Raw genomic sequence first — 11,827 nt, forward strand, 5'->3', positions numbered from 1 at the left:
ATTTAAAAATTAAGAATTATGTTACTATCTGTATTATTGCAAGCTACTGCAGCTGCAGCCGGAATTAGTAAATTAGGTGCAGCAATTGGCGCCGGACTTGCCGTTATTGGCGCAGGTTTAGGTATTGGTAAAATTGGTGGTTCAGCTATGGAGGCTATTGCCCGCCAGCCAGAAGCATCAGGAGACATTCGTATGAACATGATTATTGCCGCTGCATTGATTGAAGGTGTTGCCCTGTTGGCGGTAGTTGTGTGTCTGTTAGTGTTCTTCTTATAATTAAAACGTAGATAAAATTATGTCATTGTTATTACCCGATAGTGGTCTGCTGTTCTGGATGCTTTTGTCGTTCGGCGTGGTGTTCGTGGTGTTGGCGAAGTATGGCTTTCCTGTCATTACCAAAATGGTAGAAGGTCGCAGAACCTACATTGACCAATCGCTGGAAGTGGCAAAAGAAGCTAATGCGCAACTTCAAAGGCTGAAAGCTGAGAGTGAAGCATTGGTTGCTGCTGCCAATAAGGAGCAAGGACGCATTCTGCGGGAGGCGATGCACGAGCGTGACAAGATTATCGTCGAAGCACGCAAGCAGGCGGAAGTCGCTGCGCAGAAAGAGCTGGACGATGTGAAGAAGCAGATACAGCAAGAAAAAGAAGAGGCAATACGTGATATTCGTCGACAGGTTGCCGTGCTTTCTGTAGATATTGCGGAGAAAGTAATTCGTAAGAATCTGGATGAAGAGCATGAACAGATGGAGATGATAGACCGGATGCTGGACGAAGTACTGGCAGCCTCAAGAAGCAATTAAGTAGCGATAAAGCGATTGGCGATGAGTGATTAGCGCAATGCTGATTATGAGTCGCTAATCACTAATAATTAAAGGAAATGGATATAGGAATTGTTTCGATGCGATATGCCAAAGCGTTGATAGAATACGTGAAAGGTACGGGGGCTGAAGACTGCGTATACCATGAATTGCGTATGCTGGAACGGAGCTTCCGTAAGCATCCTGATTTACGGGAAGCGTTGGATAACCCTATTTTGAAGATTAAGGAGAAATTTGCTCTGATTTGTACTGCTGCCGTGGGCAATGGAGAAGTGAGCCGGGAGTTCTCCCGTTTCATAACACTTGTGTTGAAAAATCGTCGGGAATACTATTTGCAGTACATCTGTCTGACTTATCTTGATCTATACAGGAAATTGAAGCATATCGGCGTAGGAAAGCTGATTACAGCTGTACCTGTGAGCCGGGACGTTTGGGAACGCATTCGAGATAGTGCTTCTACTTTGCTACATGCACAGATGGAGTTACAAACTGAAGTTGATCCTTCGATAGAAGGGGGCTTCATCTTTGATATCAACGATTTCCGACTGGATGCCAGCATCGCCACGCAACTAAAGAGAGTGAAACAACAGTTCATTGATAAGAACAGAAGAATCGTATGATTTACGATTAGAGCTACTCTACATTGTAAGTAGTGGATCGGACTTAAGGAAATTTCAATCGTAAATCGTAAATAACTAAATCGTAAATAGAATCATGTCTGAAAATATAAAAGTAAGCGAAGTCTCCGATATTCTCCGTCACCAGTTAGAGGGAATCGATACCCGTGTGCAGTTGGATGAAATCGGTACGGTGCTGCAAGTCAGTGACGGTGTGGCACGTATCTATGGGCTGCGCAATGCCGAAGCAAACGAACTGTTGGAGTTCGATAACGGTATCAAGGCGATTGTGATGAATCTGGAGGAGGACAACGTAGGTGCTGTTTTGCTGGGCCCTACAGATAAAATAAAAGAAGGCTACGTCGTAAAGCGTACCAAGCGAATCGCTTCCATTATGGTGGGAGAGGGTATGCTGGGGCGTGTTATAGATCCGCTGGGAGCACCACTGGACGGTAAAGGACTCATTGGTGGAGAGCTATGTGAGATGCCTTTGGAACGTAAAGCGCCGGGTGTTATCTTTCGTCAGCCTGTAAATCAGCCGTTGCAAACCGGATTGAAAGCCGTGGATGCCATGATACCTATCGGTCGCGGACAACGTGAGTTGATCATCGGTGACCGTCAGACTGGAAAGACGGCTATTGCTATTGACACAATTATTAATCAGCGCGCCAATTATGAGGCAGGAGATCCGGTATATTGTATTTATGTAGCTATAGGCCAGAAAGGTTCGACTGTAGCTACTATCGTGAATACCTTGCGTGAGAATGGTGCAATGGATTATACGATTGTTGTTGCTGCTACGGCAGGTGATCCGGCTGCGTTGCAGTATTATGCTCCGTTTGCAGGTGCTGCCATTGGTGAATACTTCCGTGATACCGGTCGCCATGCATTGGTAGTTTACGATGACCTTTCTAAGCAGGCTGTAGCTTATCGTGAAGTATCACTGATTTTACGCCGTCCATCAGGACGTGAAGCGTATCCGGGTGATATCTTCTATCTGCACTCCCGTTTGCTGGAGCGTGCAGCACGTATTATTAATCAGGAAGAAGTGGCACGTGAAATGAATGATTTGCCGGAAAGCTTGAAAGGTAAAGTGAAGGGTGGCGGATCACTGACTGCATTGCCTATCATCGAAACGCAGGCAGGAGACGTATCTGCCTATATTCCGACGAATGTGATTTCTATCACTGATGGACAGATATTCCTTGATACTGACTTGTTTAACCAAGGTAACCGTCCGGCTATTAACGTAGGTATTTCTGTGAGTCGTGTGGGTGGTAATGCGCAGATTAAGGCGATGAAGAAAGTGGCCGGTACATTAAAGATAGACCAGGCGCAATATCGTGAACTGGAAGCATTTACAAAGTTCAGTGGCGATATGGACCCTGTTACAGCACTGACCATTGACAAGGGACAAAAGAATACCCGTTTGTTGGTTCAACCGCAATATAGTCCGATGCCGGTAGAGAAGCAGATTGCCATTCTTTATTGTGGTACTCATGGACTGTTGCGTAATGTTCCGTTAGATAAGGTGACTGATTTTGAACGTAGTTTTCTGGAAACACTTGAAATGAATCATCGTGCGGATGTACTCGATGTATTGAAGAGTGGCGTCATTGATGATGATGTTTGCAAGAAGATAGAGGAGACTGCGGATCTCATGTCGAAACAATATTTGGATTAGTGATTTAGGCTTAGTGATAAGAGACAAATATGACATTCGTCACTTATCACTAATCATTAATCACTTACCACTAAAAAAGATGCTATGGGTTCTTTAAAAGAAGTAAAAAACAGAATAAACTCCGTCAAGAGTACGCGTCAGATTACATCGGCGATGAAGATGGTGGCATCCGCAAAGTTGCACAAAGCACAATCGCGGATTGAGAATATGTTGCCTTATCAACAGAAACTGAATGAGATTCTGACGAACTTCTTGTCTACAGATGCCACGTTCGAGTCGCCTTATACCGAAGTGCGACCTGTGACACGGGTAGCGGTAGTGGTTTTTTCGTCTAATAGTTCGCTATGCGGTGCATTTAATGCAAATGTAGTAAAGATGCTTGGAGAAACGCTGGCAGAATATAAATCACTTGGTAAGGAAAACATTCTGATATATCCTATAGGGAAGAAAGTGGAACAAGCTACCAAGAAATTGGGCTATACACCGCAAGGAAGCTATCAAACGATGGCCGAGAAACCATCCTATGTGCAAGCATATGAACTTGCAGGATTATTGATGCAAGAGTTTGTAGAAAAACAAATCGACCGTGTAGAGCTGATCTATCATCACTTCAAGTCGATGGGGTCACAGATACTAACGCGTGAGGAATATCTTCCTATTGATTTGAGTAAGGTGGAAGCAACTGCTGCAACAGAAGGATCGGGAAAACGCGGTTTTCAAAATGATTATATAGTGGAGCCATCTGTCGGGCAACTGATTGCAGATTTGTTACCAAAGGTGTTGAGCCAGAAACTTTTTACCGTACTTCAAGATTCCAATGCCTCTGAACATGCTGCCCGCACACTTGCCATGCAGACTGCAACAGATAATGCGAATGAACTGATACAAGATTTGACGAAGCAATATAATAAGAGCAGACAGCAAGCGATTACAAACGAATTATTGGATATAATTGCGGGAAGTCTGAAGTAAATAAGCTACAAGCTACGAGTGGCTGCGCTATATTCCGAAAGGTACTTGTAGCTTGTAGCTCGTAACTTGTAGCTTTTTTCATTTTCATGTAAAAAGATGTGCCGATGGGAGCTTTTCCTCTTTTATTTATGTTACCTTTACACCTCCAAACAACATTTATGAAATAATGGAACAAAACCCGGAATTGTCACTTGCATGGCAATTTATAGAAAATACAGGCACTCATCTCTTCCTGACTGGTAAAGCAGGTACCGGAAAAACTACATTCCTGCGACAATTGAAATCCGGAAGCCCTAAGCGTATGGTTGTTCTTGCCCCGACAGGCATTGCGGCTATTAATGCAGGTGGTGTAACTATTCATTCTTTTTTCCAGTTACCTTTTGCCCCTTACGTGCCCGATACTTCATTCAGTGCGGACGGTAAGGCTCAGTACCGTTTCCGTTTCGGAAAAGAGAAGCTTAACATCATGCGTAGTATAGACCTGCTCGTTATTGACGAAATCAGTATGGTACGTGCCGACCTCTTGGATGCGATAGACGATGTGTTGCGTCGTTTCCGTGATCGTAGCAAGCCTTTTGGCGGTGTACAATTATTGATGATCGGAGATTTACAGCAACTTGCTCCGGTAATCAAAGACGAAGAATGGCAGATGCTAAACCGCTATTATGATACTCCCTATTTCTTTTCCAGCCGTGCATTGAGGCAATCGGAGTACTGTACCATTGAATTAAAGAAAGTTTATCGACAGAGTGATACTCATTTTCTGGACATGTTGAACCGTATCCGGGAGAATCGTTGTGACAAAACTTTGTTGGATGAACTGAACTGTAGATACATTCCAAATTTCAATCCTGCGAAAGAGGAAGGATATATCCAACTTACCACCCATAATTACCAGGCGCAACGTATCAATGAATATGAACTGGCACAACTGCCCGGACGTTCTTTTACCTTCCGTGCCCAGATAGATGGTAAATTTCCGGAATATTCTTATCCTACTGATGAAGTACTGGAGTTAAAACGTGGTGCGCAAATCATGTTTGTAAAGAACGATTCATCCGGTGAACACCGTTATTACAATGGTATGATCGGTGAGGTGGTAAATGTATCCGCTTTAGGCATTGAGGTACGTAGCAAAGGAAGTGAGGACGTCTTCATGCTGCAAGAAGAAGAATGGACCAATGCAAAGTACGTGCTGGATGAAGAGACAAAAGAGATTACAGAAGATATAGAGGGAGTCTTCAAACAATTCCCACTGAAACTGGCATGGGCTATAACCATTCATAAAAGTCAGGGGTTGACGTTTGAGCGTGCAATAATTGATGCCAGCGCTTCCTTTGCACACGGACAGACGTATGTGGCTCTGAGCCGTTGCAAGACGTTGGAAGGTCTGGTATTAAGTGCTCCATTATCTGCCAGGGCAGTAATCAGTGACAGTGCTGTGGATACCTTTACAGAAGATGCACGTAGAAATGAGCCTGATGAAACGCGTTACCGGAGATTGCAACAAGCGTATTTTCTGGAATTGTTATCAGGATTGTTTGATTTCTTACCATTGGAACTGGCATTGAAGCGTTTTGTGAGATTGGTGGATGAACACTTGTACAAGCTCTATCCTAAACTACTGGTTGAATATAAATCAGAAACGGAACGTTTCCATGAGAAGATTACGAAAGTTGCTCAAAAGTTTAGCTTACAATATACTCGCTTGGTTGATGGTGCGGCAGATTATGCTACAGATAAAAGTTTGCAGGAGCGCATTCACTTGGGTGCAGAATATTTCAAAGAACAATTGATGCCCTTGGACGCCATCAGAAGTAGTACAATTGTAGAATCTGACAATAAAGAGCTGAAGAAACAGTTGAAGACTGTCAGTGAAGAGTTGGATGATTTGCTTCTCTTGAAAGTCGATTTACTGGAATTCGTAATTGATAAGGGATTCCATGTAGGCGAATATCTGAAACAAAAGTCCGTCCTCTCCATTGACGATGCCGCATTGGGCAAGGATAAAGGAGAAAAACGCGGCGGCAACTCCTCCGGAAGAAGAAAACGTAAAGAGGAAACTGAAGACGGTGGAAGTAGTTCCGCACGTAAAAGGGCGGCAACTGTGGAAGTACCTTCGGACATCCTGCATCCCGAATTGTATAAGCGTCTGGTGGCATGGCGCAATGCAGAAGCATCCCGGTTGGGATTACCGGTATATACTGTAATTCAACAAAAGGCAATTCTCGGTATTACGAATTTATTGCCGGAAGATAAGGCCACTCTTCTCCGCATTCCTTACTTTGGTAAAAAAGGAGTGGAAAAGTATGGAGATGAACTCTTGGAAATGGTACGAATGTATAAAAAAGAAAGTGGGATTGCGGAAACGTTGTTTAGTGATTAGTGGTGAGTGATTAGTAGTTGGAATGTTATACAAACTTGGCTAATCACTAATCACTCACCGCTAAACACTAAACATGAGTCTTATCCCTTCTTCCAGAGTGTGTGGTTGGTATCCTAATTCCCTGCGTGCTTTTTCTATGCTCAATCCACTGAAACGGGGGCGGGGAGTTGCCTCTTCCATTTGCTTGGTGGTGACTGGCAGAATTAAAGAATAGTCCAGGTTCAGGATATCTGCTACGCGGTAGGCAATATCAGCTATTGTCAGACATTCCGAACCACAGATATGGAAGATGCCATTATTAGGATAGTTTATCAACTTCTCTATTCCTTGCGAAACATCACCTACATAAGTTGCTGTACGCCACTGGTCGGAAACGACTCGTATTTCTTCGTTGTTTCTTAAACGGTCGGCAACCAATTGTAGTACATTCCCATGTTGTCCCGGTAAGGCAGCGCCATAGACTACTGCTACACGGGCAATGGCGTAATTACTACATAACTCAGCTGCCCGTTTTTCACCTTTCAGCTTGGTGACACCATAATAGTTGACCGGATCAGGCGTATCTACTTCTGTATAAAGCTGCGTTGTATCTCCGTTGAATACAAAGTCGGTAGAAAGATGGATAAGGCGTGCAGCGGATGCTTCACACCGGAATGCCAATTGTCCTACAGCATTGACGTTGATACTATCCGCTTCCTCATGGTGAGCTTCGCAATAATCAGGAACTGATAAGGCAGAAGTGTTGATCACTACATTAGGGCGTACTTCCCTGAACAGTGCACTTTGTTCTCCCATCTGGCAGACGTCTGCACTGATAAAACGATAATTTCCGGAACCGGGAGCAATGTCATCATGCAGAGAACAGCCAGTTACAATGTATTCGTCGTTGCGCGACAAATCATTTAATATCCGGCGTCCTGTAAACCCGTTGGCGCCTATAACCAAGATTTTTTTCTTCATATTCATATCTTCTTTAATAAGGTGCTGTTCTTCCTTGTTGCACTTCGATTCTTATGCCGAACGATCCATTCGCTGATTTCAGTTCAAAAGCGCCTTTAAAATTATTCCGTTCCCACGGTAAAGCAGAAGGATTTGGAACTTTCCATCCGTCTTTGTTGTATTCTCCATAGGTATTGATACGCATGCCATTCTTCAGTCGGAAGCTTCCCATCTGCAGGTTTTGAGGAGATGAACCAAAACCTGTCAATCCGAAAGGATTCATACTGTATAGGGTGGAACTACCCAAGCTAAACAGGTGTGAGTAGCCTTGAGAGTAGGTTATGTTCGGGTCCAGGCGAAATAAGAAACTATAATCTTTGCTGGCATCCGGAATTTCCAATTTCATTTTAGGCACCTGGGGAGCTGCCATCTTCATTAAATTCATATCCAGAAGAAAACCATCAAAATCCTTTGTTTCCGGCATATTCATACTACGCACGCTGTCAGCAGGAATTTCATTCTGAGCATTTACCCGGAAGGAGAAAAGACAGAAAAGTATGATTAGTCCTATATATTTCATTACTTAATAGCCTTTATTTAATGGCGAATATATGAAATAAGTATGAATTATGGAAATATATAGCATTTATTAAAATAAAAGTTGTATATTATATACGGCTGTTTGGAAATAGTTATTATCTTTGAGGTGTAAATAATTGAATTAGTAGATAAGCAATCTATTTTGTTCCTCTCTAACCAGTAAATGAACGGGCTGTATCTCGTGTAGAAATGCAGCCCGTTTTTCTATTTCTTTTTTCTATTGAGATGAATCACCGGAGCAAGTATCGGTACTGTTTCCCACTTCATTTTCGAAGCATTATACGATCGTTCCACACCTCCCTGTATTTCCAGATAATCATTGATTTTCACTTCCATGACTACACCGTAGTGGCTTTGTGGATACATAGGATTCATATATCCGTTCAGAGAGTTCTGTTTGCCAAAGCCTGAATATTGTCCGAAGAAGCGGATACGAAGGAAATTGTTGATGCGATAGGCGGCAGAGGCATCCAAACCAATGTCGAATTGAGAACCATGCATGCGCGAAGGGATGGTGTATTTGGCGGTATACATACCCCCTGTCAATTCCCAACGTTCATTAGGGCGATATATAAAATCGGCACCTGACTGGATAATTGTTCCCATTGTAGGGTAGGTATTGTGGGTGCTGAATGTGCTCAGTATACTATTGGGTGAAAGTTGAAAAGCACCGTAATGCTCGTAATCCATCACGAAAGGATCGTAACTGCTGACCATCTTTCCCATTCTGATATCCATCCACGGAAAATTGGGATAGTAAGTCGGAAGAGTGATATGTAAGTCCGTACTATCCATGCTGAGAGAAGTTTTTACCGGCATATCCCGATTAGGAGCGGCAGCTGTTCCGGGTGGAGGAGACAACGGTTCTTTTCCCATTTCCGTGGGAAAACGATTCAATAATGTGCTGTCCTTTGCTTGCTCGTTTTGTGCAGCAACGCGAAAGGAAACAGTGAGAAGGAACAGAATAATGAATAGTTTTTTCATAAGTCGTTATGTGTTAACAGAAGTTTCAATTGATGATAAGTTTGTATCCGATGCCTCGGACATTGACAATGCGGATACGTTCGTCCTTGGAAAGTTTATGTCGTAATTTAGTGATGAACACGTGCAGGCTGCGCGAATTGAAGAAACTGTCGTCACCCCAAAGATCGAGCAGGATATTCTGGGTATTCACTACCTGATTACGGTTTTCGCACAGGCGTTTCAGAATTTCGGCCTCGCGGTGGGAGAGTTCCTGCTCTATTCCGGTATGGGACAATATCTGTGTGACAGAGTTGAAATGGTAATCGCCTATCTCGAAACAGGTTTCTTCCTTCTTCGGTTCCTCTTTGAATGTAAATGCTTTGCCCACCAGTGCTTTAATGCGTACGATAAGTTCCTGCATGCCGAAAGGCTTTTTCAGATAGTCGTTGGCCCCGAGTTCAAAGCCTTCTACCACATCATTGATGGAAGAACGGGCGGTGAGAAAAAGTACAGGAGTTCGTTTGTCGGTTTGACGGATGTGGCGTACCATTTCAAAACCATCCATACGAGGCATCATAACATCTGCTACCAGTACATCAGGGCGTAAGTCGAAGAACATACGCAGACCTTCCTCGCCATCAGCAGCAGTATGGATGATGAAGTTCTGGCCTTCCAGTGTATCTTTGATAATCATGGCGAGGGTTTGTTCATCCTCAACCAGCAGTACCTTGATTTTGTCCATATCTTGATTCATTTTTATAATAAGCAATGTTATTCAGATTCTTATTGTAAAAGTACTTCCTTTTCCCGCTTCACTTCGTACGGTTACCATGCCACCGTGCTTTTCTACCATTGTCTTTACATAGAAAAGCCCCAGTCCGTAGCCTTTGGTATTGTGGATATTTCCTGTCGGAACCCGGTAGAATTTATCGAAAATGTGAGGCTGTTTATCCGTAGGGATACCAATACCGTGGTCTGTAACTGAGATTTCCACTTGTTCCGTTTCCTTTTTCCGGCAACAGATCATTATGTCGGCTTTATCCGGAGAGTATTTGATGGCATTATCTATCAGGTTACTCAGAATATTACTGAAGTGTGTACGGTCGGCAATGATTGTCAGGTCTTCCGGTGCAATGTCGAGATTGATTTCTACAGGCTTGCCCGCTTTCAGTTTATGCTGTTCGATGAGTGCCGGGAACAGATCGTGCAAGCTGAGCGCCTCCGGATGCAGACGGAAGGTTTTACGGCGTTCCATACTCATGGAGAGAATTTGTTCCACCAGTCCGCTTAATCGCTGTAACTGTTCTTGGCAGATACCCAGATACTTATCCCGTTGTTGCTTGTCTTCTGCCAGATTGAAATTAAGCAAAGCATCGTTGGCGGCATACGCCACGGCAATAGGTGTTTTCAACTCGTGGGTGATGTTGTTGGTAAAGTCGCTCTTCATCTCTTCCAGTGTTTTCTGCCGCAAAATGGTGCGGATAAGAAACCAGAAGGAGAAACCTAATATAATAAGAATAACGAATGATGTGGTAAGAATACCGCTCATCTGTCGCAATACAATCTTATAAATAGGTTCTATTGTGAGGCGGTAACTTTGATTGGAGTGAATGTCGAAAGCATAATTATATTGTTTTGCTTTTTCACTGGGGATGTATCCGGGAGTTCCGACAATGGCGAGCGTATCAGTGTAAACCAGCGTTGAGTCCGGATCGGCACCGGAATGAAGACGCTCCAATCGGTAGGGAAGTTTAAGCCCCCGTTCTTGCAGATAGGTATTCAGCAGACTGTCATAAACGGCTATATCAGGTTCTATAAAAATATCCAGTCCCGAGTGCATTCCACGCTGGATGAAAGTGGCAAGTTCCACCATACTGCTTTGATCGCGCAACATCATGTCTATTCCACCTTCGGCTCTTAAAGAAGCTTGAGGTTCATCCTCATTGATCACTGTATCTTCCAGGACCTCTTTTACTGAATCTCTTTCTGCCCAGACTGAAATATTTGTGCCTTCCTGTCCTCGTGTGAAAAGGATATCTCTTGTCGAGTCATTCGGGTAACTCACTGAGACGCTATCATACTTCATAGGGATACCGTCTTTTAAAAGTGAAAGACTTCCGGCACTGTCTGTTTGGTTAACAGTTGTACTGCTGCGGACAAATGATTTTCCGGAATCGGAATTGTATCCTGCTGAAACCTCTACGGAACCGTGGGCTTTATTTTCTTTTTGCATCTCCTTTACACGAAGCATCATTTCATTATAATCGCTCATGCGCATGGCTTCTACGATGCTTTGTTCCAGTTCGTGCTTCATCGTTTTGTATAGCCCCGTGATCCAGTATGCCTGGTAAATAAAGATACCCAGCAGAGAGATTATGACTAATATGGCAATAGGTTTGAATGGCAGTTTCATGTAGCTCTTGTATTTATATGGACAAAGATAGGAAAGATAACCGGTACATGTATGGACGGTAAGACTAAATAACACTTCAGATAACACTAGATAAGACTACGTAAGTTCCGGATAACACAAAGTCCGGAAGATTTCACCGTACTTTGCAGTGCAAGAGCTTGAGGGATGATTCGGTTTTGCACAAGGCATCTTTTGCAAAAGGTATAGGAAGAATCCTGTGCAGTCCCTTGCATTATTGGATGTTGACCTTGGCCAATAGGCTTGTCAACCTTGGTTAACGGATTTGTCAACGTTGGTCAATAGGTCTGTTGACCTTGGTTAACACCCAATTGTCTCTAAGTCTGAACACATTTATTGTCGTATCTAAAACAAATGAACATGAAGTCTGACTATGCCTGTAAACGGTTTACACTCTCTAATAATCTCTTCCTGA

11 protein-coding genes are annotated in these 11,827 nt (G+C 43.4%); 6 read left to right on the forward strand and 5 right to left on the reverse strand.

The genetic code is table 11. The annotated features are described in order from the left end of the window. Nucleotides 1–18: 18 nt before the first annotated feature. From atpE to DWW10_RS23880, 6 genes are all read left to right on the forward strand, one after another. On the forward strand, nucleotides 19–276 hold the full coding sequence (gene atpE / locus DWW10_RS23855) for an ATP synthase F0 subunit C (RefSeq protein WP_007213986.1): 258 nt from the start codon (nucleotides 19–21) through the stop codon (nucleotides 274–276). 19 nt (nucleotides 277–295) lie between these two features. Continuing rightward, nucleotides 296–802, forward strand: coding sequence for a F0F1 ATP synthase subunit B (gene atpF, locus DWW10_RS23860; RefSeq protein ID WP_007213987.1), 507 nt, complete (start codon nucleotides 296–298; stop codon nucleotides 800–802). Between the two features lie 77 nt (nucleotides 803–879). Then, nucleotides 880–1,440 carry a F0F1 ATP synthase subunit delta gene (locus tag DWW10_RS23865; RefSeq protein ID WP_118487386.1) on the forward strand — a complete coding sequence of 187 codons (561 nt, stop codon included), beginning with the start codon at nucleotides 880–882 and terminating at the stop codon, nucleotides 1,438–1,440. A gap of 94 nt (nucleotides 1,441–1,534) precedes the next feature. Further along, the gene (gene atpA / locus DWW10_RS23870; RefSeq protein WP_118422299.1) at nucleotides 1,535–3,121 is read left to right on the forward strand and encodes a F0F1 ATP synthase subunit alpha; all 1,587 of its coding nucleotides are present in this window, start codon (nucleotides 1,535–1,537) and stop codon (nucleotides 3,119–3,121) included. Nucleotides 3,122–3,205: 84 nt separating this feature from the next. After that, complete coding sequence (locus DWW10_RS23875; protein ID WP_118422298.1) at nucleotides 3,206–4,093, forward strand: F0F1 ATP synthase subunit gamma; 888 nt, start codon at nucleotides 3,206–3,208, stop codon at nucleotides 4,091–4,093. Between the two features lie 166 nt (nucleotides 4,094–4,259). After that, nucleotides 4,260–6,479: an HRDC domain-containing protein gene (locus DWW10_RS23880; protein ID WP_118422297.1), complete on the forward strand. Its 2,220-nt coding sequence runs from the start codon at nucleotides 4,260–4,262 to the stop codon at nucleotides 6,477–6,479. Between the two features lie 60 nt (nucleotides 6,480–6,539). Here the strand turns inward: DWW10_RS23880 and DWW10_RS23885 are convergent, their stop codons facing one another. From DWW10_RS23885 to DWW10_RS23905, 5 genes are all read right to left on the reverse strand, one after another. After that, nucleotides 6,540–7,439 carry an SDR family oxidoreductase gene (locus DWW10_RS23885; RefSeq protein WP_022391734.1) on the reverse strand — a complete coding sequence of 300 codons (900 nt, stop codon included), beginning with the start codon at nucleotides 7,437–7,439 and terminating at the stop codon, nucleotides 6,540–6,542. 13 nt (nucleotides 7,440–7,452) lie between these two features. After that, entirely contained in the window at nucleotides 7,453–7,998 is a 546-nt protein-coding gene (locus tag DWW10_RS23890; RefSeq protein WP_022391733.1) for a hypothetical protein, read from the reverse strand. Between the two features lie 224 nt (nucleotides 7,999–8,222). After that, a complete protein-coding gene (locus tag DWW10_RS23895) occupies nucleotides 8,223–9,002 on the reverse strand; it encodes a hypothetical protein (RefSeq protein ID WP_022391732.1) in 780 nt (259 codons plus the stop codon). A gap of 25 nt (nucleotides 9,003–9,027) precedes the next feature. Then, a complete protein-coding gene (locus tag DWW10_RS23900) occupies nucleotides 9,028–9,723 on the reverse strand; it encodes a response regulator transcription factor (protein WP_022391731.1) in 696 nt (231 codons plus the stop codon). 33 nt (nucleotides 9,724–9,756) lie between these two features. Then, a complete protein-coding gene (locus DWW10_RS23905) occupies nucleotides 9,757–11,394 on the reverse strand; it encodes a sensor histidine kinase (RefSeq protein WP_118422296.1) in 1,638 nt (545 codons plus the stop codon). Nucleotides 11,395–11,827: the final 433 nt, after the last annotated feature.

Source organism: Bacteroides intestinalis, from assembly GCF_003464595.1.
Lineage (GTDB): Bacteria > Bacteroidota > Bacteroidia > Bacteroidales > Bacteroidaceae > Bacteroides > Bacteroides intestinalis_A.